This window comes from Pseudomonas fluorescens, assembly GCF_001648775.1.
GTDB lineage: Bacteria > Pseudomonadota > Gammaproteobacteria > Pseudomonadales > Pseudomonadaceae > Aquipseudomonas > Aquipseudomonas fluorescens_M.
Genome location: NZ_LVEJ01000001.1, coordinates 1 through 26,978, shown reverse-complemented (window position 1 = coordinate 26,978; position 26,978 = coordinate 1). Strand labels below are relative to the sequence as shown.

26 protein-coding genes, 1 pseudogene and 1 riboswitch are annotated in these 26,978 nt (G+C 60.5%); of the genes and pseudogenes, 18 read left to right on the top strand and 9 right to left on the bottom strand.

Annotated features, from left to right (window positions below):
- The first annotated feature begins 62 nt into the window (after positions 1-62).
- The 9 genes from mdcA (at position 63) to madM (ending at position 7,310) form a co-directional block, all read left to right on the top strand.
- A complete protein-coding gene (mdcA, locus tag A8O26_RS00130; RefSeq protein WP_064116253.1) occupies positions 63-1,733 on the top strand; it encodes a malonate decarboxylase subunit alpha in 1,671 nt (556 codons plus the stop codon).
- Positions 1,733-2,605, top strand: coding sequence for a triphosphoribosyl-dephospho-CoA synthase (locus tag A8O26_RS00125; protein WP_064116252.1), 873 nt, complete (start codon positions 1,733-1,735; stop codon positions 2,603-2,605). The genes mdcA and A8O26_RS00125 overlap by 1 nt, the downstream gene beginning before the upstream one ends.
- Positions 2,605-2,904, top strand: a complete 300-nt coding sequence (locus A8O26_RS00120; protein WP_007913697.1) for a malonate decarboxylase subunit delta — start codon at positions 2,605-2,607, stop codon at positions 2,902-2,904. The genes A8O26_RS00125 and A8O26_RS00120 overlap by 1 nt, the downstream gene beginning before the upstream one ends.
- Positions 2,897-3,748: a biotin-independent malonate decarboxylase subunit beta gene (locus tag A8O26_RS00115; RefSeq protein WP_064116251.1), complete on the top strand. Its 852-nt coding sequence runs from the start codon at positions 2,897-2,899 to the stop codon at positions 3,746-3,748. Before A8O26_RS00120 ends, A8O26_RS00115 begins: the two co-directional genes overlap by 8 nt.
- On the top strand, positions 3,745-4,530 hold the full coding sequence (gene mdcE / locus A8O26_RS00110) for a biotin-independent malonate decarboxylase subunit gamma (RefSeq protein ID WP_064116250.1): 786 nt from the start codon (positions 3,745-3,747) through the stop codon (positions 4,528-4,530). Before A8O26_RS00115 ends, mdcE begins: the two co-directional genes overlap by 4 nt.
- A complete protein-coding gene (locus tag A8O26_RS00105; RefSeq protein ID WP_064116249.1) occupies positions 4,524-5,144 on the top strand; it encodes a malonate decarboxylase holo-ACP synthase in 621 nt (206 codons plus the stop codon). The genes mdcE and A8O26_RS00105 overlap by 7 nt, the downstream gene beginning before the upstream one ends.
- Complete coding sequence (mdcH, locus tag A8O26_RS00100) at positions 5,141-6,061, top strand: malonate decarboxylase subunit epsilon (protein ID WP_064116248.1); 921 nt, start codon at positions 5,141-5,143, stop codon at positions 6,059-6,061. The genes A8O26_RS00105 and mdcH overlap by 4 nt, the downstream gene beginning before the upstream one ends.
- 66 nt (positions 6,062-6,127) lie before the next feature.
- Positions 6,128-6,544, top strand: coding sequence for a malonate transporter subunit MadL (madL, locus tag A8O26_RS00095; protein WP_038358777.1), 417 nt, complete (start codon positions 6,128-6,130; stop codon positions 6,542-6,544).
- Position 6,545: 1 nt separating this feature from the next.
- Positions 6,546-7,310 (top strand): malonate transporter subunit MadM, encoded by a 765-nt coding sequence (madM, locus tag A8O26_RS00090; RefSeq protein WP_007913704.1) that lies wholly within the window; start codon positions 6,546-6,548, stop codon positions 7,308-7,310.
- A gap of 310 nt (positions 7,311-7,620) precedes the next feature.
- Here the strand turns inward: madM and A8O26_RS00085 are convergent, their stop codons facing one another.
- Positions 7,621-8,541: a LysR family transcriptional regulator gene (locus tag A8O26_RS00085; protein WP_034153639.1), complete on the bottom strand. Its 921-nt coding sequence runs from the start codon at positions 8,539-8,541 to the stop codon at positions 7,621-7,623.
- Between the two features lie 141 nt (positions 8,542-8,682).
- Here A8O26_RS00085 and trhA point away from each other — a divergent pair, with 141 nt between their 5' ends.
- A complete protein-coding gene (trhA, locus tag A8O26_RS00080; protein ID WP_064116247.1) occupies positions 8,683-9,300 on the top strand; it encodes a PAQR family membrane homeostasis protein TrhA in 618 nt (205 codons plus the stop codon).
- A 5-nt stretch (positions 9,301-9,305) separates the two neighbouring features.
- A pseudogene (locus A8O26_RS30090) lies at positions 9,306-9,401 on the top strand (metal ABC transporter ATP-binding protein); the annotation flags it as partial.
- Between the two features lie 74 nt (positions 9,402-9,475).
- Here the strand turns inward: A8O26_RS30090 and A8O26_RS00075 are convergent.
- Both A8O26_RS00075 and A8O26_RS00070 read right to left on the bottom strand, forming a co-directional pair.
- Complete coding sequence (locus tag A8O26_RS00075) at positions 9,476-10,195, bottom strand: 16S rRNA (uracil(1498)-N(3))-methyltransferase (RefSeq protein ID WP_064116246.1); 720 nt, start codon at positions 10,193-10,195, stop codon at positions 9,476-9,478.
- Between the two features lie 143 nt (positions 10,196-10,338).
- On the bottom strand, positions 10,339-11,745 hold the full coding sequence (locus A8O26_RS00070) for an adenosylmethionine--8-amino-7-oxononanoate transaminase (RefSeq protein WP_064116245.1): 1,407 nt from the start codon (positions 11,743-11,745) through the stop codon (positions 10,339-10,341).
- A gap of 223 nt (positions 11,746-11,968) precedes the next feature.
- On the opposite strand from A8O26_RS00070, the gene A8O26_RS00065 reads away from it, so the two are divergent.
- From A8O26_RS00065 to A8O26_RS00055, 3 genes are all read left to right on the top strand, one after another.
- Entirely contained in the window at positions 11,969-13,762 is a 1,794-nt protein-coding gene (locus tag A8O26_RS00065) for a flavin monoamine oxidase family protein (RefSeq protein WP_064116244.1), read from the top strand.
- Positions 13,763-14,021: 259 nt separating this feature from the next.
- Positions 14,022-14,573 (top strand): cytochrome b, encoded by a 552-nt coding sequence (locus A8O26_RS00060; RefSeq protein ID WP_034153635.1) that lies wholly within the window; start codon positions 14,022-14,024, stop codon positions 14,571-14,573.
- A gap of 31 nt (positions 14,574-14,604) precedes the next feature.
- Positions 14,605-15,183: a YceI family protein gene (locus A8O26_RS00055; RefSeq protein ID WP_064116243.1), complete on the top strand. Its 579-nt coding sequence runs from the start codon at positions 14,605-14,607 to the stop codon at positions 15,181-15,183.
- Positions 15,184-15,452: 269 nt separating this feature from the next.
- Here the strand turns inward: A8O26_RS00055 and A8O26_RS00050 are convergent, their stop codons facing one another.
- The 4 genes from A8O26_RS00050 to ahcY all read right to left on the bottom strand — a co-directional run bounded on the left by A8O26_RS00050 (position 15,453) and on the right by ahcY (position 20,913).
- Complete coding sequence (locus A8O26_RS00050) at positions 15,453-17,339, bottom strand: DEAD/DEAH box helicase (RefSeq protein WP_034153634.1); 1,887 nt, start codon at positions 17,337-17,339, stop codon at positions 15,453-15,455.
- 222 nt (positions 17,340-17,561) lie between these two features.
- A complete protein-coding gene (locus A8O26_RS00045) occupies positions 17,562-18,374 on the bottom strand; it encodes a substrate-binding periplasmic protein (protein WP_064116242.1) in 813 nt (270 codons plus the stop codon).
- A gap of 124 nt (positions 18,375-18,498) precedes the next feature.
- A complete protein-coding gene (gene metF / locus A8O26_RS00040) occupies positions 18,499-19,344 on the bottom strand; it encodes a methylenetetrahydrofolate reductase [NAD(P)H] (protein WP_053124662.1) in 846 nt (281 codons plus the stop codon).
- A gap of 159 nt (positions 19,345-19,503) precedes the next feature.
- The gene (ahcY, locus tag A8O26_RS00035) at positions 19,504-20,913 is read right to left on the bottom strand and encodes an adenosylhomocysteinase (RefSeq protein WP_064116241.1); all 1,410 of its coding nucleotides are present in this window, start codon (positions 20,911-20,913) and stop codon (positions 19,504-19,506) included.
- Positions 20,914-20,936: 23 nt separating this feature from the next.
- A riboswitch (S-adenosyl-L-homocysteine riboswitch) is annotated at positions 20,937-21,035 on the bottom strand.
- Positions 21,036-21,233: 198 nt separating this feature from the next.
- On the opposite strand from ahcY, the gene A8O26_RS00030 reads away from it, so the two are divergent.
- Complete coding sequence (locus tag A8O26_RS00030) at positions 21,234-21,641, top strand: acyl-CoA thioesterase (protein WP_016984776.1); 408 nt, start codon at positions 21,234-21,236, stop codon at positions 21,639-21,641.
- Between the two features lie 176 nt (positions 21,642-21,817).
- On the top strand, positions 21,818-22,705 hold the full coding sequence (locus A8O26_RS00025) for a formate/nitrite transporter family protein (protein WP_064116240.1): 888 nt from the start codon (positions 21,818-21,820) through the stop codon (positions 22,703-22,705).
- Here the strand turns inward: A8O26_RS00025 and A8O26_RS00020 are convergent, their stop codons facing one another.
- Both A8O26_RS00020 and A8O26_RS00015 read right to left on the bottom strand, forming a co-directional pair.
- Positions 22,706-23,971: a cation:proton antiporter gene (locus A8O26_RS00020; protein WP_064116239.1), complete on the bottom strand. Its 1,266-nt coding sequence runs from the start codon at positions 23,969-23,971 to the stop codon at positions 22,706-22,708.
- Between the two features lie 288 nt (positions 23,972-24,259).
- Positions 24,260-25,429: an MFS transporter gene (locus tag A8O26_RS00015; protein ID WP_064116238.1), complete on the bottom strand. Its 1,170-nt coding sequence runs from the start codon at positions 25,427-25,429 to the stop codon at positions 24,260-24,262.
- A 212-nt stretch (positions 25,430-25,641) separates the two neighbouring features.
- Here A8O26_RS00015 and A8O26_RS00010 point away from each other — a divergent pair, with 212 nt between their 5' ends.
- Together A8O26_RS00010 and A8O26_RS00005 are read left to right on the top strand one after the other, a co-directional pair.
- Entirely contained in the window at positions 25,642-26,475 is an 834-nt protein-coding gene (locus A8O26_RS00010) for an EamA family transporter (protein WP_064116237.1), read from the top strand.
- 39 nt (positions 26,476-26,514) lie between these two features.
- Positions 26,515-26,898: an MAPEG family protein gene (locus A8O26_RS00005; protein WP_008081053.1), complete on the top strand. Its 384-nt coding sequence runs from the start codon at positions 26,515-26,517 to the stop codon at positions 26,896-26,898.
- Positions 26,899-26,978 lie beyond the last annotated feature (80 nt).

Below are 26,978 nucleotides of genomic sequence, written 5' to 3'. Positions count from 1 at the left end.
ATTGATGCCCCCACCCCACGCGCCTACCTTAGCTCCACGACAGCGAACCCCGTGGAGTGAGCATGACAACAACAATTTCCCCCGACTCGCGCTGGACGCGGCGGCGCGATGAGAAGCAGCGCCGGCTCGACCAGGTGCGCGGGCTGGCCGACGGTGTGGTGTTGCCCACCGACAAGATCGTCGCCGCGCTCGAAGCGCTGATCCATCCCGGCGACCGTGTGGTGCTGGAGGGCAACAACCAGAAGCAGGCGGATTTCCTCTCGCGTTCGCTGGCCAAAGCCGACCCGGAAAAGCTCCACGACCTGCACATGATCATGCCCAGCGTCGGCCGTTCCGAGCACCTCGACCTGTTCGAACGCGGCATCGCCCGCAAGCTCGATTTCTCCTTCGCTGGCACCCAGAGCCTGCGCATCAGCCAGTTGCTTGAAGACGGTTTACTCGAAGTCGGCGCGATCCACACTTACATCGAACTCTACGCCCGGCTGGTGGTGGACCTGATCCCCAACGTCGTGCTCTCGGCCGGTTTCATGGCCGACCGCGCCGGCAACATCTACACCGGCCCGAGCACCGAAGACACCCCGGCACTGATCGAACCGGCGGCGTTCAGCGACGGCATCGTCATCGTCCAGGTCAACCAATTGGTCGACGACGTCAGCGAACTGCCGCGCGTGGATATCCCGGCGTCGTGGGTCGATTTCGTCGTGGTCGCCGACAAGCCGTTCTACATCGAACCGCTGTTCACCCGCGACCCACGCCACATCAAGCCTGTGCACGTGTTGATGGCGATGATGGCGATCCGCGGCATCTACGAAAAACACAACGTGCAATCGCTCAACCACGGCATCGGTTTCAACACCGCCGCCATCGAACTGATCCTGCCGACCTACGGCGAATCCCTCGGCCTCAAGGGCAAGATCTGCCGCAACTGGACGCTCAACCCGCACCCGACGTTGATCCCGGCGATTGAAAGCGGCTGGGTCGAAAGTGTGCATTGCTTCGGCACCGAACTGGGCATGGAAAACTACATCGCCGCGCGCCCGGACGTGTTCTTCACCGGTCGCGACGGCTCGCTGCGTTCCAACCGGATGTTCTGCCAACTCGCCGGACAATACGCGGTGGATCTGTTTATCGGCGCGACGTTGCAAGTCGATGGCGACGGCCATTCCTCGACCGTCACCCGTGGCCGCCTCGCCGGTTTTGGTGGTGCGCCAAACATGGGCCACGACCCGCGCGGTCGCCGTCACGGCACCCCGGCGTGGCTGGACATGCGCCACGACGACTCGCAGCAACCGATGCTCGAACGCGGCAAGAAACTCGTGGTGCAAATGGTCGAGACGTTCCAGGAGGGCGGCAAACCGACCTTCGTCGAAACCCTCGACGCCGTGGAAGTGGCGAAGAAAAGCGGCATGCCGCTGGCACCGATCATGATCTACGGCGACGACGTCACCCACCTGCTCACCGAAGAAGGCATCGCCTACCTGTACAAGGCGCGCTCACTGGAAGAACGACAGGCAATGATCGCTGCGGTCGCCGGCGTCACCGCCATCGGCCTGCGCCACAACCCGAAAGACACCGAACGCATGCGCCGTGAAGGCCTGATCGCCTTGCCCGAAGACCTCGGCATCCGCCGCACCGACGCCACCCGCGAACTGCTCGCGGCGAAGAGCGTGGCTGATTTGGTCGAGTGGTCCGGCGGGCTGTACAACCCGCCCGCCAAATTCAGGAGCTGGTAATGCACGCATTTAATCTGCAAGCGAAACCGCTGTCTCTGGTTGATCGATTGGCTGATCTGGCGGTGGACGCCTTGATCGACGAAGCCGATCTGTCGCCGAAACCGGCGCTGGTCGACCGTCGCGGCAATGGCGCGCACACCGATCTGCACCTGGGCCTGATGCACGCTTCGGCGCTGTCGTTGTGGCCGGCGTTCAAGGAAATGGCTGAAGCGGCGGTTGAAATCGGTGAAGTCGATTCAACGTTGCGCGAAGCGATTGGCCGCATCGGTCGTGAAGGCGAGCAAGCCATGCTCACGACCACCAACGGTGTGAACACGCATCGCGGTGCCATTTGGGCGCTGGGATTATTGGTGACGGCCGCTGCGCTGGAACCGCAATCCTCCAGCGCCAATGCCGTGACCCTACGCGCCGCACGCCTGGCCTTGCTGGACGATCGCCACGCCCCCAAACCCTTGAGCCACGGCGCCCAAGTGGCCCTGCGTTACGGCGCTCGCGGCGCTCGGGAAGAAGCGCAACTCGGCTTCCCCTCGGTGCAGCAACGCGGTCTGCCGCAACTCAAACTCAGCCGCGCTAACGGCCACGGTGAACAGAACGCCCGGCTCGACGCCTTGCTCGCAATCATGACCAATCTGGCCGACACCTGCGTGCTCTATCGCGCCGGTGAAGAGGGTTTGCAGGCCATGCAACTCGGCGCGCAAGCCGTGCTCGACGCCGGTGGCAGCGCCAGCCTCAGCGGTCGCCGCCGCTTGCACGAACTGGATCAACAACTCATCGCATTGAATGCCTCGCCCGGTGGCGCCGCCGACTTGCTCGCCGCCACGCTGTTGCTCGACCGTATCGAGCGCGACGGCATCCTTCAGGGAGCGTTTTGATGGAAACCCTATCGTTTGAATTCCCCGCCGGGCAGCCGCCACGCGGTCGCGCGCTGGTCGGTTGTGTCGGCTCGGGTGATCTGGAAGTGCTGATCGAACCGGGTCTGGCCGGCAAGCTGACGATCAATGTGCAGACCTCGGTCAACGGCGCGCAGCTGCGCTGGCAGCACCTGTTTGCGCGGATGTTCGACGGCACCACGCCGCCGGCGATGGCCATCGATATCCACGATTTCGGCGCGACGCCGGGGGTGGTGCGCTTGCGTCTGGAACAAGGTTTCGAGGAGATCGGCCATGACTGACAGCGCAGCGTTGCTCAACAAACACAGCTTCGTCGAACTCGGTGCGCGGCAACGGGCGAAAGCCTTGCTTGATGCCGGCAGCTTTCGCGAATTGCTCGACCCGTTTCAGCGGGTGATGTCGCCGTGGCTTGAACGTCAGGGCGTGGTGCCGCAGGCCGATGACGGTGTAGTGATCGCCAAGGGCAGCCTCGACGGTTTGCCGGTAGTCATTGCCGCGATTGAAGGCGCGTTTCAGGGTGGCAGCCTTGGCGAAGTCGGCGGGGCGAAGATTGCCGGCGCGCTGGAACTGGCGGCTGAAGACAACCGCAAAGGCATTCCGACGCGCGCGGTGTTGTTGCTGGAAACCGGTGGCGTGCGCTTGCAGGAAGCCAATCTCGGGCTGGCGGCGATTGCTGATATTCATGCGGCGATTGTCGATTTGCAGCAGTACCAGCCGGTGGTCGGTGTGGTCGCGGGCAGTGTTGGGTGTTTCGGCGGCATGTCGATTGCCGCTGCGCTGTGCAGTTATTTGTTGGTGACTCAGGAAGCACGCCTCGGTTTGAACGGCCCGCAAGTGATTGAGCAGGAAGCGGGGATCGAGGAGTACGACTCGCGCGACCGGCCATTCATCTGGAGCCTGACTGGCGGCGAGCAGCGTTTCGCCAGTGGTCTGGTCGATCGTTATGTCGCCGATGACGTGGCGAAGATTCGTCAGCAGGTCGGTGAATTGCTCCAGCAAGGTTTGCCGGCGCAGCCGCGCAGTCAACGTGCCGACTGGTTTCTGCAACGTCTGGCGAGTTTGAACACTGACCGGCAAATCGAACCGTCGGTGGTTCGCGACCTGTATCAAGGAGAGCGCTCATGAACGGTTATTCACTGCGCGGTTTGAACTGGTTCAACGCCTTGAGCGTGGGCGCTGTCGCCGTCGAAGGGCTGCCGCCCTCGTTGAAAGTTGCTGACGGTGAGCTGGGGCGTTTCATCGCTGTGGTGGCTGACCCGGACAATCGTTTTCCTCGCGCTCGCAATGGTGAGGTCGGTTTGCTCGAAGGCTGGGGGTTGGCCAAGGCTGTGGATGATGCGATCACTGCTGATCGTGATAAAGCGCAGAAGCGCCCGATTATCGCCATCGTCGATGTGCCGAGCCAGGCTTATGGTCGGCGCGAAGAAGCGCTTGGCATTCATCAGGCGCTGGCCGGTGCGGCGGACGGCTACGCCCGTGCGCGTTTGGCCGGGCATCCGGTGATTGCGTTGTTGGTCGGTAAAGCGATGTCCGGGGCGTTTCTGGCTCATGGTTACCAGGCCAATCGTTTGATCGCGCTGCGTGATCCGGGTGTGATGGTGCATGCGATGGGCAAGGCGTCGGCGGCGCGGGTGACGTTGCGCAGTGTTGAAGAGCTGGAAGCACTGGCCGCCAGTGTGCCGCCGATGGCTTATGACATCGACAGTTATGCGAGTCTCGGATTGCTTTGGGAAACCCTGTCGGTTGAGCAGATTGAACAGCCGACGGCGGAGGATCTGGCGCGGGTGAACGAATGCCTCAAACAGGCCATCAGCGATATCTCCAGCACTGATCTGAGCAATCGTCTCGGCGCGAAAAATCGTGCGGCCTCCAGCAAGGTTCGCGAACTGTTGAGGGCGCAGTGGTGAACACGCCTCTGGCCCACGACCTGCTCTGGGGCATGACCCCGGCGCAGTTGCCGGCGGATGCGCCGCTGTGGGCAGTCGAGTCGCTGGCCTCCGGGCAACCGGTGGTGGTGCGGCGGGCGTTGAGCGAGGAAGGTTTAATCGCGGTTGGCGTGCGGGGTGTGCTGCGCGAGCAGCGGCTGGCGGCGTTTATGGCGGTCGATTCGATTGCCTGTCGCGTCAGTCCGGAAGCGCTTTGTCATGTTGAGTGCGAGCGTGATTTGCCGGTCATGCACGCGCTCAAACAACTGCGGCCAATGCTCGACGATTGCGGTTGGATCTGGGGTGTCAGCGGCAGTGTCGGGTTTGAATTGGCCAGTGGTTTTACTGCGATGCACGCGGCCAGCGATCTCGATCTGATTCTGCGGACACCGCAACTGATCACCCGTAATCAGGCACGCAAATTCGTCGCGATTTTCGATCAAGCCGTGTGCCGGATCGACATGCAGTTGCAGACGCCGTTCGGTGCGGTCGCATTGCGCGAGTGGGCCAGCGGATCGGCACGCGTGCTGCTGAAAAACGAGTATCAGGCCTGTTTGGTGACTGACCCGTGGAATCCGCAGGAGCAGGCAGCGTGAGCAGCTTGTTGGTATTCCCCGGCCAGGGCGCGCAGCAGGCGGGCATGCTTCAACGCTTGCCTCGGGAAACGTTGACCGAGGCCAGCGATGTACTCGGCGAAGATGTTTTACTACTCGATTCTGCCGAAGCATTGAGCACGACTAGAGCAGTTCAACTCTGTTTGCTGATCGCGGGAGTCGCGGCTTCACGGCAGCTGTTGCAGGACGGACTCACGGCGGATTACGTCGCCGGCCTGTCCATCGGCGCCTATCCGGCAGCAGTGGTCGCCGGGGCGCTGAGCTTCAGCGACGCGTTGCATCTGGTCAGCCTGCGCGGTGAGCTGATGCAGCAAGCTTATCCACAAGGCTACGGCATGACCGCGATTATCGGCCTGCAATTATCCACAGTCGAAACGCTGATGGCGCAGGTGCACAGCGAAGATTCGCCGGTGTATCTGGCCAACATCAACGCCGACAACCAAGTGGTGATTGCCGGTAGTGACAAAGCCATGCAAGCCGTGGCCGAACTGGCGCGCAGTCGTGGTGCCGGTCTGGCGAAACGTCTGGCAGTGAGTGTGCCGTCGCACTGCCCACTGCTGGACGAACCGGCGCAAACCCTCGCCGAAGCCTTCACCAAGATTGAACTGAAAACCCCGAAAATCGCTTACCTGAGCGGCAGCCGCGCGCGTCCTGTGACCAAAGTAGAGGCGCTGCGCGACGACCTCGCCTTCAACATGTGCCGCGTGGTGGATTGGCGCGGCACCGTGCAAAGCGCCTACGAGCGCGGCGTGCGTTTACAGATCGAACTGCCGCCCGGTGCAGTACTCACCGGACTGGCACGCCGGGTGTTCGAGCAGGGCACGGTCACTGCCTTCGACAGTGCTCGCCTCGACACCCTGCAAGCGCTGTTGCTTGAGGAGGGTAGCCGCCAACCCTAAACCGCCGCGACTCAAGCTTCGAACAACAAAAACAACATTCGACGATGCACTTTGAGGACTACAACAATGATTATTTACGGTGTGGCGCTGCTCGCGATCTGTACGCTGGCAGGGGTGATCATGGGTGACATGCTCGGCGTGTTGTTGGGCGTGAAATCCAATGTCGGCGGGGTCGGCATCGCCATGATCCTGTTGATCTGCGCGCGGTTGTGGATGCAGAAGCGCGGCGGCATGACCAAGGAATGCGAGATGGGCGTCGGCTTCTGGGGCGCCATGTACATTCCAGTGGTGGTGGCGATGGCCGCGCAACAGAACGTCGTCACCGCGCTGCACGGCGGCCCGGTCGCGGTTCTGGCGGCGATCGGTTCGGTGGTGGTCTGTGGTTGCACGATTGCCCTGATCAGCCGCACGCATAAAGGCGAGCCATTGCCCGACGAACCGGCGGAAATCTCCCCGGTCGGCACCCCAGTAGGAGGTCGCTGATATGTGGGATCTCATCGAGAAAGGTCTGGAACACAACGGGCTGGTCACTGCATTCGCTTTTGTCGGCGTGATCATGTGGGTGTCGGTGGTGCTCTCCAAGCGCCTGACGTTCGGACGCATTCACGGCTCGGCAATTGCCATCGTCATCGGTCTGGTGTTGGCCTGGGTCGGCGGCACCATGACTGGCGGCCAGAAGGGCTTGGCGGATCTGACACTGTTCTCCGGTATCGGCCTGATGGGCGGGGCGATGCTGCGTGACTTTGCGATTGTGGCCACCGCGTTTGAAGTGCAGGCGACCGAGGCGAAGAAGGCCGGGTTGATTGGTGTGATCGCGTTGTTGCTGGGCACGATTTTGCCGTTCATTGTCGGCGCGTGCATGGCGTGGGCGTTCGGTTATCGCGATGCGGTGAGCATGACCACCATTGGCGCGGGTGCGGTGACTTATATTGTTGGGCCGGTGACGGGTGCGGCGATTGGCGCGACGTCGGATGTGATGGCGCTGTCGATTGCCACCGGGTTGATCAAGGCGATTCTGGTGATGGTCGGCACGCCGGTGGCGGCGCGCTGGATGGGCCTGGATAACCCGCGTTCGGCGATGGTGTTTGGTGGGTTGGCCGGTACTGTCAGCGGCGTGACCGCCGGATTGGCGGCGACGGATCGGCGGTTGGTGCCTTACGGGGCGTTGACGGCTACGTTTCATACCGGGCTTGGGTGCTTGCTTGGGCCATCGCTGTTGTTTTTCATTGTTCGCGGGATTGTGGGCTGAAGATCAACAGCCCCTCACCCTAGCCCTCTCCCGGAGGGAGAGGGGACTGACCGAGGTGTCTTGGCGTTATACATCGACCTGAAATTCTTATGTCGAACTCAGGCCTTGAAACCCACGGAGATCTGCTCGCTTTCCCCATCTAACCTTTGAGGCAGAGGGGACTGACCGAGGTTGATGTTGGAGGTACGCCGACTTGAAAGTCCTGAGTCGAACTCAGGTCTTGAAACCCATGAAGATCTGCTCCCTTTCCCCTCTACCCCTTGGGGGAGAGGGCTGGGGTGAGGGGGTAGCTCTTGATCTTGATCTTGATCTAAACCCCTGCCTGCCGATTCGCATACATCCGACACTCCGCCAGCAACGCCAGCAAATTCGGATCCCTCTCCTTGGCCTTCAAAAACACCACGCCAATATGCTGCTGCAACCGGTACTTCTCCTGCAACGGAATCAACTTCACCCGATTCTCATACACCGCCGCAATCCGCCCCGGCAGCAATGCATAACCCACCCCCGAACTGACCATGCTCAACAGCGTGAAAATGTCATTCACTTGCATCGCCACCTTCGGCTCGAACCCCGCCTGCTTGAATACCCGGTTACCGTCCTGATGCGTGGCAAAGCCTTGGGTCAGGGTGATGAACGTTTCATCGCGCACTTCCGCCAAGTCCACTTCACTGCGCTGGGCGAACTTTGAATCCGCCGGGGTGGCGAGGAAGATGTCGTCGGAAAACAGCGCAATCTGTTCGCAATCCGGGTCATTGATGCTGTCGTCCAGCGACACCAGGATCGCGTCGACTTCCATGTTTTTCAGCTTGTAGAGCAGGTCGATGTTCGAGCCGAGGATCAGGTCGATATTGAGTTCGCTGCGGCGGATCTTCAAACCCATGATCAGCTGCGGCACGGTTTTCACTGTCAGCGAATACAGCGAGCCAAGTTTGAAGCGCTCGGCGGAGAACCCGGCGGCTTCACGGGTCAGGCGCACGCTTTCGACGACGTCGTTGATCAGCTTCTGCGCGCGTTCTTCCAGCACATAAGCGCTTTCCAGCGGCGTCAGGTTGCGGCCTTCGTGTTTGAACAGCGGGCAGCGCAGGGCGCTTTCCAGCGAGTGAATCGCGCGGTGCACGCTGACGTTGCTGGTCTGCAGCTCGGCGGCGGCGCGGGCGAGGTTGCCGGTGCGCATGAAGGCGAGGAACACCTCGAGTTTTTTCAGGGTCAATTCTTCGTCGATCAGCATGGCGCGGACTCTTTTTGGTATCGGCCGATTGTGCCCAATTACCACGACGCGCGCAGGCTGATGTTGAACAGAAACATTGCGCTTTTACGCTCAAGGCCCGAGCCTTGCGCGCTGCGGTAACGAATGTGAGGTGAGCAATACATGTATCACGGAGAACGATTGAACGCCTGGACCCATCTGGTCGGGGCAGTGGCGGCTTTTGTCGGCGGCGTATGGATGCTGGCGATCGCCTGCCTGGATGGCAGCCCGTGGAAGATCGTCAGTGTGGCGATTTACGCGTTTACCTTGCTGGTGCTCTACAGTGCCTCGACCGTGTACCACAGCGTGCGCGGGCGCAAGAAAGCGATCATGAAGAAAGTCGATCATTTTTCGATCTACCTGCTGATTGCCGGCAGCTACACGCCGTTCTGCCTGGTGACCCTGCGCGGGCCGTGGGGCTGGACGCTGTTCGGGATTGTCTGGGGACTGGCGCTGATCGGCATCCTGCAAGAGATCAAACCGCGCTCCGAGGCGCGGATTCTGTCGATCGTGATTTACGCGGTGATGGGCTGGATTGTGTTGGTGGCGGTGAAACCTTTGATCGCGGCGCTGGGCACTACAGGGTTTGCCTGGCTGGCGTCGGGTGGGATTTTGTACACGGTGGGGATTATCTTTTTTGCCCTCGATCACCGGTTGCGACATGCGCACGGGATCTGGCATCTGTTCGTGATCGCCGGGAGTTTGCTGCACTTTGTGGCGATTCTGTTTTACGTCCTGTAAATGCAATTCCTGTGGGAGCGAGCTTGCTCGCGAAGGTGTCAGGTCAACCAACATTTTTGCTGAATGACACACCGCATTCGCGAGCAAGCTCGCTCCCACAGTAGATCTTCAGTGAACACAGATTTTGTGAACACCCTAGATCCAATGTGGGAGCTAGCCTGCCAGCGATGGGGCCTTAGAAGTCACCCCAAAGCTGCTGGGCCACCGCCAGTGCAACCACCGGCGCGGTCTCGGTACGCAATACGCGCGGGCCGAGGCGGGCGGCGTGGAAGCCGTTGCCTTTGGCCTGCTCGACTTCGGCATCCGTCAAACCGCCCTCAGGCCCGATCAAGAACGCCAGCGTCGCCGGTTTGGCATGACTCACTAACGGCTCTGCCACCGGATGCAACACCAGTTTCAACTCGGCTTCGCTCTGCTTGATCCAGTCTGCCAACAACACCGGCGGATGAATCACCGGCACCCGCGAACGACCGCATTGTTCGCACGCACTGATCGCCACCTGACGCCAGTGCAGCAGGCGTTTGTCGGCGCGTTCGTCCTTGAGACGGACTTCGCAGCGGTCACTGAAGATCGGGGTGATTTCATTCACGCCCAGTTCGGTGGCTTTCTGGATCGCCCAATCCATGCGCTCGCCACGGGACAGGCCTTGGCCGAGGTGGATGTGCAGCGGCGACTCGATCTGACCGGCGAATTGCTCGTCGATCTGCACGGTCACGCGTTTCTTGCCGACTTCCAGCAGGGCGCCGCGAAACTCATGGCCAGAACCGTCGAACAGCTGCACCGCATCGCCCTCGGCCATGCGCAGCACGCGGCTGATGTAATGCGCCTGGGCTTCCGGCAATTCGTGTTCGCCGGTGCTCAGGGGGGCGTCGATAAAGAAGCGGGACAGTCTCATTTCGGGTCTCTGGAAAGATGTGAATCAGTTAAAACGGTGTCGACTTCATTCGCGAGCAAGCTCGCTCCCACATTTGGAATGCATTCCCCTGTGGGAGCGAGCTTGCTCGCGAAAGCGGCAGTTCAGGCGCCACAAATTTTGAATCAGCCTGGATCGCGGAAGCCCGGGTGGAAGTCTTTCGGCACGGCCACGCTGACGCTGTCACGCGTAGCGATATCGATGCCTTCGCTGGCGACTTCGGCGAGGAAGTCGATCTGCTCCGGGGTGATCACGTACGGCGGCAGGAAATACACCACGCTGCCCAGCGGGCGCAGCAGCGCGCCACGCTCCAGCGCATGCTGGAACACCTTCAAACCGCGTCGTTCCTGCCAAGGGTAGGCCTCTTTCGTGGCTTTATCCTTGACCATCTCGATGGCCAGCACCATGCCGGTCTGGCGCACTTCCGACACGTTCGGGTGATCGACCAGATGCGCTGTCGCCGAGGCCATGCGCTGGGCCAGCGCCTTGTTGTTCTCGATGACGTTGTCCTGCTCGAAGATATCCAGCGTCGCCAGTGCCGCCGCGCACGCCAGCGGGTTGCCGGTGTAGCTGTGCGAATGGAGGAAGGCGCGCAAGGTCGGATAGTCGTCGTAGAACGCGCTGTAGACCTCGTCTGTGGTCAGGCACGCGGCCAGCGGCAGGTAGCCGCCGGTCAGGGCTTTCGACAGGCAAAGGAAATCCGGGCGAATGCCGGCCTGTTCGCAGGCAAACATCGTCCCGGTGCGGCCGAAACCAACGGCGATTTCATCAAGGATCAAATGCACGCCATAACGGTCGCAGGACTCGCGCAGTAGCTTCAGATACACCGGGTGATACATGCGCATGCCGCCAGCGCCCTGAATCAGCGGCTCGACGATCACTGCCGCGACGCTGTCTTGGTTCTCTGCCAGTGTCTGTTCCATGGCCGTGAACATGTTGCGCGAATGCTCTTCCCAGCTCATGCCTTCGGGGCGCCCGTAGCAATCCGGGCTCGGCACCTTGATGGTGTCCATCAGCAGCGCTTTGTAGGTTTCGGTGAACAGCGGCACGTCGCCGACCGCCATCGCCGCCATGGTTTCGCCGTGGTAGCTGTTGGTCAGGGTGACGAAGCGTTTCTTGTTTGGCTGGCCGCGATTGAGCCAGTAATGAAAGCTCATTTTCAGCGCGACTTCGATGCAGGACGAACCGTTATCGGCGTAGAACACCCGGTTCAGGCCTTGCGGCGTCATCTTCACCAGACGCTCGGACAGCTCGATCACCGGTTGATGGCTGAAACCGGCGAGAATCACGTGCTCCAGTTGATCGACCTGATCCTTGATGCGCTGGTTGATGCGCGGGTTGGCATGGCCGAACACGTTGACCCACCACGAGCTGACAGCGTCGAGGTAGCGCTTGCCTTCGAAGTCTTCGAGCCAGACGCCTTCACCGCGCTTGATCGGGATCAGCGGCAGCTGTTCGTGGTCTTTCATCTGGGTGCAGGGATGCCACAACACCGCGAGGTCGCGTTGCATCCACTGGTTATTCAGGCCCATTTACAGTCTCCTCGAGGCGGCTCGCGACAGGCGCGGGCAAACAATCGCGCAAGCCTATGCAATGCGTCGCGCGGGGACAACCCATTGTGTCGATTGAGCTACTTTGTATGAGCCGATAGACGTCGCTGGCGGCGTTTTGATGGCTAACGTATTCTTCGCGGTTCTTTGGGTCGTCTGACCCGCAAAACTGCTTTTTCCTACGTGTATTTCCGGAGTTCGCTGAATGTCTGTCGGTTGGCTGCGCGCCTGTGCGCTGGTGATGTTGGGGCTGTTCAGCGTTACAGCGCTGGCCAAGGATAAAACTGCAATCGTGATCGGCGGCGGCCTCTCGGGCCTGACCGCTGCTTATGAGCTGCAAAACAAAGGCTGGCAGGTCACGCTGCTGGAAGCCAAGCCGAGCCTGGGCGGGCGCTCGGGCATGGCCACCAGCGAGTGGATCGGCAACGACAAGACGCAGCCGGTGCTGAACAAGTACGTCTCGACCTTCAAGCTCGGTACCACGCCCGCGCCGGAATTTGTGCGTACCCCGGGCTACCTGATCGACGGCGAGTACTTCTCCGCCGCTGATCTGGCGACCAAGCAACCGGCCACCGCCGATGCCTTGAAGCGCTACCAGAAAACCCTCGACGATCTGGCGCGTTCGATCGACGACCCGCAGAACCCGGCGGCGACCAGCACGCTGCACGCGCTGGATCAGATCAACGTGTCGAGCTGGCTCGACAAGCAGAACCTGCCAGCCACCGCGCGTCAGTTGATCAACCAGGACATCCGCACTCACTACGACGAACCTTCGCGTCTGTCCCTGTTGTACTTCGCTCAGCAGAACCGCGTCTATCGCGGCATCTCCGACCGTGACCTGCGCGCTTCGCGTCTGGTCGGCGGCAGCCAGGTGCTGGCGCAGGCGTTCGTTAAACAGATCAAAACCATCAAGACCAACTCGCCGGTATCGGCGATCAATCAAGACAAGGACGGCGTGACCGTCAAGGTCGGCAGCGTTGGCTATCAGGCTGACTACGTGGTGCTGGCCGTGCCATTGCGTGCGCTGAACAAGATTGCTTTGACGCCGGCACTGGATGCCCAGCATCTGGCCGCGATCAAAGGCACCAACTACGGCTGGCGCGACCAGATCATGCTGAAGTTCAAGACGCCGGTGTGGGAGAGCAAGGCGCGCATGTCCGGCGAGATCTACAGCAACGCAGGTCTCGGGATGTTGTGGATCGAGCCAGCCCTGAAGGGCGGCGCCAACGTGGTGATCAACCTGTCCGGCGACAACGCCCGCGTGATGCAGGCGTTCGGCGACAAGCAGATGGTCGATCAGGTGCTGATCCGCCTGCACGCGTTTTATCCACAGGCCCGTGGCTCGTTCACCGGTTATGAAATCCGTCGCTACAGCACCGACCCGTCGATGGGCGGCGCGTATCTGGCTTACGGCCCGGGCCAGATCAGCAAGTTCTGGCGCCTGTGGGAACGTCCGCTGCAACGCGTGACGTTCGCTGGCGAACACACCGATACCTTGTACCCGGGCACCCTGGAAGGCGCACTGCGCACTGGTCAGCGTGCAGCCAGTCAGGTTGAAGATCTGGCAGCGGGCAAATCGTTTGAACCGGCGAAAGTGGTCCCGGCCGCTGCAGCGGCAGGCGCGGCGGGTGCCGTGGCGGCGAAGAAGGGCAACTTCTTCAGCAACCTGTTCGGTGGTTCGGATGACGAGAAGAAACCTGAGCCTGTGAAGGCGCCAGAGCCGGCTCCTGCTCCGGTTGCTCCAGCGCCTGCGCCGACCCCGGCAGTTGCGCCAGCTCCGGTGGAAGCGCCGAAGCCTGCGGCACCAGTGAAAGCTGAACCGGCGAAGAAAGCGGCGGCCAAGCCTGTGGCTAAGAAGCCTGCAGCTAAAACCGAGGCGAAAAAGCCTGCGGCGAAACCGGCGGCGAAGAAGGCTGAGCCGGCGAAGAAGCCAGCGGCCAAACCTGCGGCCAAGCCCGCAGCAGCTCCGGCGGCAACGACCGATACCAAGGCGCAGTAAGCCTTGCGGTGAATGAAGAAGCGCGGCGTTTATGCCGCGCTTTTTTTTGCCTGTAAGACCGCTATCGCGAGCAGGCTCAGACAATGCAAATCCATTGCCTGGCAACAACATCCCGCCACACTTTTCCCTTTAATCTTTCCTTAACAAGCCACTTTCAAACTCTTGATCGTATTTCTCGATATTTCAAAGCGAAATTTTCCGCTTTAATTCGATAGATAACTCGCTAGTCTTGGTTCGCAGTTCTCACAGGATTTGGGCAATGCAGCTACGTAACTCTTCTTCGCGCTATGGTTGGGTCAGCATCTTCATGCACTGGGGTGTAGCGCTGGTGGTCTTCGGGCTGTTCGCGCTGGGCCTGTGGATGGTCGGGCTGGATTACTACAGCAGCTGGCGCAAAGAGGCGCCGGATCTGCACAAGAGCATCGGTCTGGTGCTGTTGGGTGTGATGGTGTTGCGGGTGCTGTGGCGTTTTATCAGCCCACCGCCGCCGACGCTGCAAAGCTACAGCCGCATGACCCGTATCGGCGCCAAGTTCGGCCACGGGTTTCTGTATCTGGCGCTGTTCGCTGTGATGCTTGCCGGTTACCTGATTTCCACCGCAGACGGTGTCGGGATCCCGGTGTTTGGCCTGTTTGAAGTTCCTGCACTGGTTTCCGGGCTACCGGATCAGGCAGATACCGCTGGGGTGATTCATCTCTGGCTGGCGTGGGCGCTGGTAATTTTTTCCGGCCTCCATGCGTTGGCAGCATTGAAGCACCACTTTATCGATCGTGATGCGACCCTGAAGCGAATGCTCGGTCGCAAAGCCTGAAATTCAACCTCGACTCAAAGGAAAAGAAAGCATGTTGAAAAAGACTCTGGCCGCTCTGGCAATCGGTTCTGCACTGCTCTCGGCTGGTCAGGCCATGGCTGCGGACTACAAAATCGACAAGGAAGGCCAGCACGCCTTCGTTGACTGGAAAATCAGCCACCTGGGTTACAGCTTCATCCACGGTACTTTCAAAGATTTCGACGGTACGTTCTCGTGGGATTCGGCCAAGCCTGAAGCCAGCAAGATCGCTGTTGATGTGAAAACCGCCAGCCTGTGGTCGAACCACGCTGAACGTGACAAGCACATCGCCAGCAAAGACTTCCTGGATGTCGGCAAGTTTGCTGATGCCAAGTTCGTCTCCACCGCTGTTAAGTCGACCGGTGAAAAGACCGCTGACGTGACCGGCGACCTGACCCTGCACGGCGTGACCAAGCCAGTAACCTTCAAGGCTACGTTCAACGGCGAAGGCAAGGATCCATGGGGCGGCGAGCGTGCTGGCTTCAACGCCACCACCACCCTCAACCTGAACGATTTCGGGATCAAGGGCCCAGGTCCTACCTCGCAAACTGCGGATCTGGACATCTCGCTGGAAGGCGTGAAAGTTAAATAACTTTCGTCCGCCACATAAAAACGCCCCCGGTCGAAAGACCGGGGGCGTTTTTTTATTGCCCGTCTCATGACTTGAGATCACCGCATATCCACTGTGGGAGCGAGCTTGCTCGCGAATGCGGTGTGTCATTCACCAGAGGTCTCGATTGATCCGACGCTTTCGCGAGCAAGCTCGCTCCCACAGGGGGATTGTGGTGATGCAGAGATTCGCGGCGGCAAAAAAATGCCCCGGCTCTTGCGAGGCGGGGCATCCTTTATGGCGGCGTCAACTCAGCGATTGCGAGTCAGCAGCGCTGGTTTTTCGCCACGCGGGCGGCTTGGCAGTTGATCGAGCTGCTCAGGCGTCGGGAAGCGGTCGGCTTTCGATTCCTTGTGCATGATCTTCGGGCCGTTGCTGCGCGGGTTCTGCACGGCTGGCTCGCTGCGAGGCTGATCGTCACGGGCTGGACGGCGGTTGCGCGAGGACGAGGCGGAATCGTCGCGACGACCCGACTGACCATCACGCGGTGCGCCGTTGCGCGGGCCGCCGCTGCGTTTGGCTGGCGGGGTGCCGGTGCTCGAGCCGTTGCTGTTGCGCGGACCATTCTGACGACCCTGCGACTGACCGCCTCGTGGTGCGCCCGAACCTGCGCCTGCGCCCTGAGCCGGTGCGCCTGGACGACGACCACGGCCGCCGGCAGGAGCAGGCTTCGGTACGTAGTCAACGCGGTTACCGAAGTTATCTACATCGTCGTCGAGGAACTCGTCCGGCGCACGATCAGCCGCCGCACGTGGCGGTTGACTCGGGCGCTGTTCGCGGGCCGGGGTGCCTTCGCGCGGCTTCTGCTGACGGGCAGGACGCTCGCCACGTTCACCGGCCGGTTTTTCCTTGCCCTTGTCTTTGCCTTTGTCTTTACGACCGCCGCCGCCACCGCCGCCATTCGGGCCGTCGCCGCGTGGGCCACGTGGGTTGCGCGGGTTACGCACGTCCGGACGCTCACGCACTTCCGGCTTCTCGGCTTCAATGGTGCTCGAATCGAAGCCCATCAGGTCGCCATCGGCGATTTTCTGCTTGGTCATGCGTTCGATGCTTTTCAGCAGTTTTTCTTCGTCCGGCGCGACCAGCGAGATCGCCTCGCCCGAACGACCGGCACGGCCAGTACGGCCGATACGGTGCACGTAATCTTCATCGACGTTCGGCAGTTCGAAGTTGACCACATGTGGCAACTGATCGATGTCCAGACCGCGTGCGGCGATGTCGGTCGCTACCAGAATGCGTACCTGGTTGGCCTTGAAGTCGGCCAGCGCTTTGGTGCGAGCGTTCTGGCTCTTGTTGCCGTGGATCGCCACAGCCGGTAGGCCGTGTTTGTCCAGGTACTCGGCCAGACGGTTGGCGCCGTGCTTGGTACGGGTGAACACCAGTACCTGTTCCCACGCGCCGGCGGTGATCAGGTGCGCCAGCAGCGCACGCTTGTGGCTGGCCGGCAGACGGAAGACGCGTTGTTCGATGCGCTCGACCGTGGTGTTCGGCGGCGTCACTTCGATGCGTTCCGGGTTGTGCAGCAGCTTGCCGGCGAGGTCGGTGATGTCCTTGGAGAACGTCGCCGAGAACAGCAGGTTCTGACGCTTGGACGGCAGGCGCGCGAGGACTTTCTTCACGTCGTGCACGAAACCCATGTCGAGCATGCGGTCAGCTTCGTCGAGGACGAGGATTTCCACATGGGACAGGTCAACGCTGCCCTGGCCGCACAGATCGAGCAAACGACCCGGGCAGGCGACGAGTACGTCAACACCACGGGACATGGCCTGAACCTGTGGGTTCATGCCGACGCCGCCGAAGATGCAGGCGCTGACGAATTTCAGGTCACGGGCGTAGATCTTGAAGCTCTCGTGAACCTGGGCCGCGAGTTCGCGGGTCGGGGTCAGGACCAGTACGCGCGGTTGGCGCGGGCCATGACGCTGGGATTTGTCCGGGTGACCGTTGGGGAACAACCGCTCCAGGATCGGAAGGGCGAAACCGCCGGTTTTACCGGTACCTGTCTGTGCCGCAACCATCAGGTCGCGACCTTGCAACACGGCGGGAATGGCCCGCTGTTGCACCGGAGTAGGCTCGGTATAGCCCGCATCTTCGATGGCGCGGACTAAAGCCTCGGAGAGACCGAGGGAAGCAAAGGACATGAGTAATCCTGTTTTAGTTAGGGCTTGGCCCAATGGGAGTCTTGCCTGGCGCGAATCACGTTTAAGAGGACGCAATCCCGTCCGGTCCTGCTGCGGTTCCGAAGGCACGTCTGGAGCGCTCGCGCGGGCTGCAAAGCTGCGCTGTAGCGGGTCGAGAGGCCTGTTACGGTTCCGGGCGTCCGGGCGTGAGCCTGGCGGGAACGCCGGAGTATAACAGAGCAATCACTGCGCGCCGCTTTCCTGCTGCTCAACGGTTTTGCCGCTGGCGGTGGCTGAATCCATCGAGGGGCTGCTGGCGGGCGCGGCGCCATAGCGGGCGCTCAACTCTGCATACGCGGGTTCACGCTTGAATCGCTTGAGCTCGGCGCCGAAACGCTGCACCAGCAAATCCATGCCGGCATTGCGTCGAACTGCGAGAAACTGGCTCTGGCGGCTAATGACCGAGGGGTTTTCAGTGATCTGATCGCGAATATTCAATTCATCGAGCAAATGCTGACCGACGCGGCGATCGGTGATCAGCAAGTCGATGCGGCCGCGCACCAGTTTGCCAAAGTTGGCTTCGTGGGTCGGTGCCGGTTCACGGGTAAACAGCGTCGAGTCGCTAAAGTCGGGGCTGTACAGATAACCCGGCGAGGTGCCGATGGTCAGGCCTTTGAGCTCTTCGAGTTGGCGGAACGGGTGCGGCCGGTCGTTGGCGTAGAACATCACAAACTCGACGTCCGACAGCGGCTCGATCGGGTAAAGCAGGGTGGCGTCGCGTTCATCGCTGTGAAAAATATCCAGCGCACCGTCGGCCTGACCGGTTTCGAGCATCGACAGGCAGCGCTTCCACGGCAGGAATTGCCATTCGACCTCGATGCCCAGACGTTTGAACACGATGGCGGTGGTTTCGTAGTCCAGGCCGAGGTTCTTGCCGCCTTCTTCATACACGTAAGGCGCCCATGGCTCGGTGACAATACGCAGCTTCTCGCCCCGAGCGGCGAAGCTCAGGCAAGCAAAAACCAGCACGGCGAATAACTGCGTGATCAAAGGCATGGCTTGAGATTACGACGAGAAACGCGAAAGAGCCAGAAAGTGCCGGCACAAGCTCTGTTTCGGGGGTTAAAAGCAAAAGATCGCAGTTGAGGCTGCGATCTTTTGGGTACAGCGTCAGCAGTTTTTAGCGCGGCAACTTCAGGTTATTCCAGATCGCCAGACTAGGTTCAGCCTGGTTCATGGAATAAAAATGCAGCCCCGGTGCGCCGCCCTGCAACAGGCGTTCGCACATCTCGCTGACGACTTGCTCGCCAAAGCGCTGAATGCTTTGTGTGTCGTCGCCGTAGGCTTCCAGTTGCTTGCGGATCCAGCGCGGGATTTCCGCACCGCAGGCATCGGAGAAGCGCGCGAGTTTGCTGTAGTTTGTGATCGGCATGATCCCCGGGACGATCGGCAGATCGACACCCTGTGCCTGCAAACGGTCGACGAAGTAGAAATAGCTGTCGGCGTTGAAGAAATACTGGGTGATTGCGCTGTCGGCGCCAGCCTTGGCTTTGCGCACGAAGTTGGCCAGATCGTCTTCGTAGTTGCGCGCTTGCGGATGCATCTCCGGGTAAGCGGCGACTTCGATGTGGAAGTGATCACCGGTTTCTTCACGAATGAATTCCACCAGTTCATTGGCGTGACGCAGCTCACCGCTGGTCATGCCCATGCCGGACGGCAGGTCGCCACGCAGCGCAACGATGCGCTTGATGCCGGCCGCCTTGTACTCGTTCAGCAGGCCGCGCAAGTCGTCCTTGCTGTCGCCGACGCACGACAGGTGCGGTGCGGCCGGTACTTTGACTTCGCTTTCCAGTTGCAGAACGGTGTTGAGGGTGCGATCACGGGTCGAACCACCAGCGCCATAGGTGCAGGAAAAGAAGTCGGGGTTATAAGTGGCCAGCTGACGGGCAGTGGCGAGCAGTTTTTCATGCCCAGCATCGGTCTTGGTCGGGAAGAACTCGAAGCTGTAGCGACGGTCTTGGGACATGGTCATACCCTTGGAAACAAGAACCTTCGAGGCGCTGCAATCCCGTGTGGGAGCGAGCCTGCTCGCGAAAGCGCTGGGTCAGACAACACGGATGTTGAATGATACGCCGCCTTCGCGAGCAGGCTCGCTCCCACAGGGAAAGCGAGCAGTCAGCGCCTGTTAGTAGCGGTAAGCGTGCGGCTTGAACGGGCCTTCGACGGTGACGCCGATGTAGTCAGCCTGTTGCTTGGTCAGTTGGGTGACCACGCCGCCGAAGCCGCGAACCATTTCCAGAGCCACTTCTTCGTCGAGTTTCTTCGGCAGTACTTCAACGGTCAGGCGCTCGGCTTTCTGGGCTGGCGACAGGTCGGCGTACTTCTGGCCGAACAGGAAGATCTGCGCCAGCACCTGGTTGGCGAACGAGCCGTCCATGATGCGGCTTGGGTGACCAGTGGCGTTGCCCAGGTTGACCAGACGGCCTTCGGCCAGCAGGATCAGGTAGTCATCGTTTTGCGCGTCGAAAGCGCCCGGGCCGGTACGGTGGATCTTGTGTACCTGTGGCTTCACTTCTTCCCATGCCCAGTTCTTGCGCATGAAAGCGGTGTCGATTTCGTTGTCGAAGTGACCGATGTTGCAGACAACAGCGCGCTTCTTCAGAGCTTTGAGCATGTTCGAGTCGCAAACATTGACGTTACCGGTGGTGGTCACGATCAGGTCGATCTTGCCCAGCAGCGCTTTGTCGATGCTTGCTTCGGAACCGTCGTTGATCCCGTCGATGAACGGCGACACCAGTTCGAAACCGTCCATGCACGCTTGCATGGCGCAGATCGGGTCAACTTCGGAAACCTTGACGATCATGCCTTCCTGACGCAGGGACTGAGCCGAACCCTTGCCCACGTCACCGTAACCGATGACCAGCGCTTGCTTGCCGGACAGCAGGTGGTCGGTACCGCGCTTGATTGCGTCGTTCAGGCTGTGACGGCAGCCGTACTTGTTGTCGTTCTTGGACTTGGTCACCGAGTCGTTGACGTTGATGGCCGGGATGCGCAGTTCGCCCTTGGCCAGCATGTCCAGCAGACGGTGTACGCCGGTGGTGGTTTCTTCGGTCACGCCGTGAACGCGGTCCAGTACTTGTGGGTACTTGTCGTGCAGCAGCTGAGTCAGGTCGCCGCCGTCGTCGAGGATCATGTTGGCATCCCATGGCGCGCCATCCTTGAGGATGGTCTGCTCCAGGCACCACTCGTACTCTTCTTCAGTTTCGCCTTTCCAGGCGAAAACCGGGATGCCGGCAGCAGCGATAGCGGCAGCAGCCTGATCCTGAGTGGAGAAAATGTTGCACGACGACCAGCGTACTTCGGCACCCAGGGCAACCAGGGTTTCGATCAGCACGGCAGTCTGAATGGTCATGTGGATGCAGCCGAGGATCTTGGCGCCTTTCAACGGCTGCTCGCCGGAGTACTTGCGACGCAGACCCATCAGAGCCGGCATTTCCGATTCGGCGATGATGGTTTCGCGACGGCCCCAGGCAGCCAGGGACATGTCGGCAACTTTGTAATCGTTAAAATCTGCAGGCGTGATAACAGCGCTCATGAAGAGCCTCCATTCGTAATGTATGCGAATGGGCGCCGTTGTGCGTTTAGTGTCCGGCCGTGGCCGGTCAACGCCCCATCCGAGCCTGACAGGTTGAACCTGCTGCAGCGCCCCTCGGACAGGTGGCGGGAAAACGGTATCAATTGAAGATGACCGTTTTGAAACGGGGGCGATTATAGCCGTCTAGACTGATCTTCCAAAGGGTTTCTGTCGGCCAGATGAAGATCGTTAATGACGACCATAGTCGAAGCCGCATGGAGCCTGACCGCTCAGTCTGCCAAGATACCGTCCATCGTTCGGCAAGACACTCAGGAGTGAAGATGAATTTCCACACCCGCAAATGGGTAAAACCCGAAGACCTCAACCCCAACGGCACCCTGTTCGGCGGCAGCCTGCTGCGCTGGATCGACGAGGAAGCGGCGATTTACGCCATCGTGCAGTTGGGCAATCAGCGCGTGGTGACCAAGTACATTTCCGAGATCAACTTCGTCAGCGCCTCGCGCCAGGGCGACATCATCGAACTGGGCATCACCGCCACCGAGTTCGGCCGCACCTCGATCACCCTGACCTGCGAAGTGCGCAACAAGATTACCCGCAAGAGCATTCTGACGGTTGAGAAGATGGTGTTTGTGAACCTCGGCGAAGACGGTTTGCCGGCGCCGCACGGTCGCACTGAAATCAAATATGTGAAAGACCAGTTTCAGGAAGATGAATTAGTTACCAAGTGACATCAGCGGCGCTTTCTTCGCGAGCAGGCTCGCTCCCACAAGGATCACGCTGTACCTGTGGGAGCGAGCCTGCTCGCGAAAGCGGTGGTCCTGTCACCGTAGATTGACCTGGCCACTGAACAGCCATGAACCGCCGGGGTCGTAGGTAAACACCACCCCCCCACGGTTCCCACGCCATGACCACTCCCACTGACGGCAAAACCCCCGACCTCTCGGCCAAAGAACAGCACGAAGTCGAGAAGAGCCAGCCGCCCCGCGCGGCCGTCCTGCATGAAATCATCCGCTCACAAGGCGATCAGGAACTGGAGCGCAGCATCGCCGCGCTCTGGTGGTCGGCGCTGGCGGCGGGGCTGACCATGGGCCTGTCATTGATGGGCATGGGTTTGCTGAATTCGCGTCTGCCTGAGGGCGACGAATTCAAAGTGATCGCCAGCTTCGGCTACTGCGCAGGTTTTCTCGCGGTGATCCTCGCCCGTCAGCAACTGTTTACTGAAAACACCCTGACTGCAGTGCTGCCGGTCATGACCAAGCCGACCCTGCAAAACTTCGGCCGGCTGATCCGCCTGTGGACAGTGGTGCTGGTCGGCAACCTGTGCGGCACGATTCTGGTCGCGTACGTGATGCTCGAACTGCCGATCTTCGACACCAAGACTGACCATGCCTTCCTCGAAATCGGTCGCAAGGTCATGGAAAACCATGCCAGCCAGATGTTCGCCAAAGGCATCGTGTCTGGCTGGATGATCGCCACCATGGTCTGGATGATTCCGTCCATGGAGAGCGCGAAGATGTGGATCATCATTCTCATCACCTACCTCATGGCGCTCGGCGATTTCACCCACATCGTCGTCGGTTCGGCCGAGGTGTCGTATCTGGTGTTCGCCGGCGAGTTGCCGTGGAGTGATTTCTGGATGGTCTTCGCGGGGCCGACGCTGGCAGGGAACATCATTGGCGGCAGCTTTATCTTCGCGCTGATCAGTCATGCGCAGATCCGCAGCGAGAGCGGGGCGCCGAAAGAGTCTGCGGATCAGGCCGAGAAACCTGATCCGCGAGAGATCAAAAAATGATCAGTGATGCGCTGGTTCAGTCACGGTTGCGGGCTCATTGCGAGTCGCGTGCTTGACCAGTTTGCCGATGGTCAGACCCTGCAACAGGATCGACGACAGCACCACGATGTAAGTGATGCTCAGCAGCAGATCGCGCTCCGGGCCCAGCGGCAGGGCCAGCGCCAGTGCCACCGAAACACCGCCGCGCAAGCCGCCCCAGGTCAAAATCCGGATGGTGCCGGCCGGCACTGTCCGCCAGCGGCGCAGCAGCAGAATCGCTGGCGCTACAGTGAGCAGACGCGACAGCAGAATCGCCACCGCCAGCAAACCTGCCGCGGCCATGTGCAGCCAGTTGAAGGGCAGCAGCAACAACTCCATGCCGATCAGCGCGAACAGCAGCGCGTTGAGCATGTCATCGAGCAATTCCCAGAAGCCGTCGAGGTAGCGGCGGGTCATGTCATTCATCGCCAGGTTACGCCCGACGTTGCCGATGATCAGACCGGCGACGACCATCGCGATCGGCGCTGAAACATGAATCTCCGTGGCCATCGCCGAACCGCCGATGACCAGCGCCAGGGTCAGCATCACGGTGATCTGATGCTGTTCGACGCTCTTGATCATCCGATAGACCAGATAACCGATCAGCCCGCCGAACAACACACCGCCGATGGCTTCATGAACAAACAACATCGCCGTGGCGCTGACGGTCGGGGTTTCGCCAAGTTGGGCGATGCCCAGCAATACGGTGAACACCACAACAGCTGTGCCGTCGTTGAACAACGACTCGCCGACGATGGTGGTTTTCAGCGGCTTCGAGGCGTTGGCGGTCCGCAACACGCCGAGCACGGCAATTGGGTCGGTCGGCGAAATCAATGCGCCGAACAACAGGCAGTAGAGGAAACTCACGTGCCAGCCGAACAAGGCAAAAATGTAATAGGCGAGGCTGCCGATCACCGTGGTGGCAATCAATACGCCGAAGGTCGCCAGCAGGCCGATGGGCCAGCGGTAGCTGCGCAGGTCATTCAGGTTGACGTGCAAGGCGCCGGCGAACAGCAGGAACGACAGCATCCAGTTCATCAGCAGATCGCCGAAGTCGATCTGGCCGATCAGTTGTTGCACGCGTTCTTCGAGACCGGGATAGCCGAGCACGCTCAGGCCTTGCAACAGCAGAGAGAACAGCAGTGCGGTGACCATTACGCCGATGGTCGGCGGCAGGCCGATGAAGCGGAAGTTGACGAAGGTGAGGAGGGTGGTGAGGCAGATGAAAGCGGCGACAAGTTCAAGCATCCGGGGTCCTTTGGATGAGGGGTGAAAGATAGCGCACCGAATCTTTGGTGCAGGGATTGGATGGGCCGAGAACGACTGAGGGCACAAGCTTCCCTCACCCCAGCCCTCTCCCGGAGGGAGAGGGAGCCGACCTTATTGTCTTGTGGCATGCATCGACCTGGAAGACCTTATCGATTATGGATTCAGCAAAGCGGGTTCACGTCGGCGTATCTCTTAAATATCCCCCGTTCAGTCCCCTCTCCCTCTGGGAGAGGGCTAGGGTGAGGGCTCTGTCTGGCACAACACGTATCAGCCGGACACATTGACCGCAGCCGCTTCGCGACGTTGCAGATAGATGAAAAACAGCGCCGTCAGCACCGTCAGTACACCAACCAGCGCCCCCGTCCACGGCAAGTCCGCCAGATCCGCACCACTGGCAACCACCAGCCCGCCAATCCACGCCCCCGCCGCGTTACCGAGATTGAACGCGCTCTGGTTCAACGTCGAGCCAAGGTTCGGTGCTTCATGGGCCTGATCGATGATCAGCAGTTGCAGAATCGGGCATAGCGCAAAAGCAAAAATCCCCCACAGCACCAGCGTGATCGCCGCCGGCACCACCGAACGACTGGTCTGACTGAACGCCGCCAGAATCACCACCACCGCCAGGGCCACACCGACCAGCGACGGCAGCAAACGGCTATCAGCCAAGCGCCCGCCGAGCATGCTGCCACCGGTCAGGCCGACGCCGAACAGCAGCAACATCACGGTCACGCCGTGCGGGCTGACACCGGTGATGTCCTGCAGGATCGGCGCGATGTAAGTGAACACGCTGAACAGGCTGGTGGACGCCAATACACTCATGCCCAACGCCAACAGCACATTGACCTTGCCCAGCACTTTGAATTCGCTGGCGAGATTGGCCTTGTCCATCGGGATGTGTTTTGGCAGCCATAACCACTGCGCGAGCGCCGCGATCACGCCAATCACCGACACTGCCCAGAAGGTCGAGCGCCAACCGGCGTATTGCCCGAGCGCCGTGCCCAATGGCACGCCGAGGACATTGGCCAGCGTCAGGCCGGTAAACATCATGGCAATCGCCTGTGCGCGTTTGTTCGGCGCGACCAGCCCGGCGGCAACCACCGAGCCAATGCCGAAGAACGCGCCGTGACACAGCGCGGTGACCACGCGAGCAGCCATCAACGTCGCGTAATTCGGGGCGAGGGCGCAGAGGATATTGCCGAGGATGAACATCAGCGTCATGCCCAGCAACGTCGCTTTGCGCGGCATGTTCGCGGTGCCGATCGCCAGGATCGGCGCGCCGAACACCACGCCCAACGCGTAACCGGTGATCAACAGACCTGCGTGAGGAATGCTCACGGCGAGGTCACGGGCGACGTCGGGCAACAAGCCCATGATGACGAATTCGGTTGTGCCGATGCCGAATGCGGCAACAGCGAGGGCAAGCAAGGCGAGTGGCATGCGCAAGGTCTCTGTCGGTAGTCTTGACGCTTTGATCAGGCATACGCAGGCCGACGACCGATCTCGATAGAGGCCGGTGCAGGCAGGAATTATTGGTATTTTTCTGTGCGCAACTGAGTGCGGCGTGGTCGCTTGCAGTATAAACAGCTGCTGACACATCGAGAATCAATAATCTGACTAATTGGCTCGCTAACAACAATAAGGAGTGGAACGTGCTGGCGACAGCTTTGGTATTGATGGCGGCGCTGTTGCATGCGACGTGGAATACGTTAATCAAGTTCAGCGCCGAACGGTTGCTGGTGGTGGCGTGCATGGACAGCGTGGCGCTGCTGGTCGTCGCCATCGCGTTGCCATTCGTGAGCCTGCCGCCCATGGAAATCTGGCCATGGATTCTCGCGTCGGCAGCGTTTGAATTGCTGTATCGCTACCTGCTGATTCAGGCGTATCGGGTCGGCGATCTCGGTCTGGTTTATCCACTGATGCGCGGTTTGTCGCCGCTGGTAGTGCTGGCGCTGACCCTGATCTTCGCCGGTGAAGTGCTCACCCCCCAGCAGATATTCGGCATCATGCTGATTCCGTTGGGCATGGTTTGCCTGCTGTGGCAGGGCGGCGGTGGCAAGCACTTGCCGTGGTCGATGCTGCCGGTGGTGGCGCTGATCGGCCTGTGCATCGGTTGCTACACCTACATTGATGGCCAGGCACTGCGGCGCTGGTCGCATCCGCTCGATTACCTGGTCTGGGTCACGCTGCTCAGTGCCTGGCCGTTTCCCTTGCTGGCGTCGGTCGCCAAGCGTCCGGCGTTCATGCTGTTCTGGCGTGAGCAATGGAGGCTGGGCCTGGCGGTGGGCGTCTGCGTGTTGGCCAGCTACGCTCTGGTGCTGTGGGCGATGCAGCTGGGCTCGATTGCCGAAGCGGCAGCGTTACGTGAGATCAGCGTGATTCTGGTGGTGCTATTCGGTATGCGCTACTTGAAAGAACCTTTCGGCCGCCCGCGGCTCTTAGCCTGTGGGCTGGTGCTGATCGGCATGCTGGTGATGAAGTTCTGACCGCTCGCGAATTCTATAACTCGAAAAAAGGACGGCGTTATGACGGTGGCTCTGTGGTGTGTGTTAATCGCAATTTTTCTGCCGTATATCTGCACTGGCGTGGCGAAAGCCGTGGGCGGCTACCGGCTGAGTGACAACCATGATCCGCGCGACTTTCTCGAAAGTCTCAACGGGGTGGCGAGGCGTGCGCATGCAGCGCAGATGAACAGTTTTGAAGTGACGCCGGCATTTGCGGCGGCAGTGATCGTTGCGCACCTGGTGGGCACGGCGGAGCTGGTGACGGTCAATGTGCTGGCAGTGCTGTTTATCACCAGTCGCCTGCTGTACATCATTTGCTATCTGGCGGACTGGGCGATCTTGCGGTCGCTGGTGTGGTTTGTGGGGATGGGGTTGATTGCTTCGTTCTTCTTTGTCTCGGTCTGATTATTGGGTGTTGCCGATGGCCTATTCGCGAGCAGGCTCGCTCCCACATGGATATGCATTCCAACTAATGAAATGGTTAC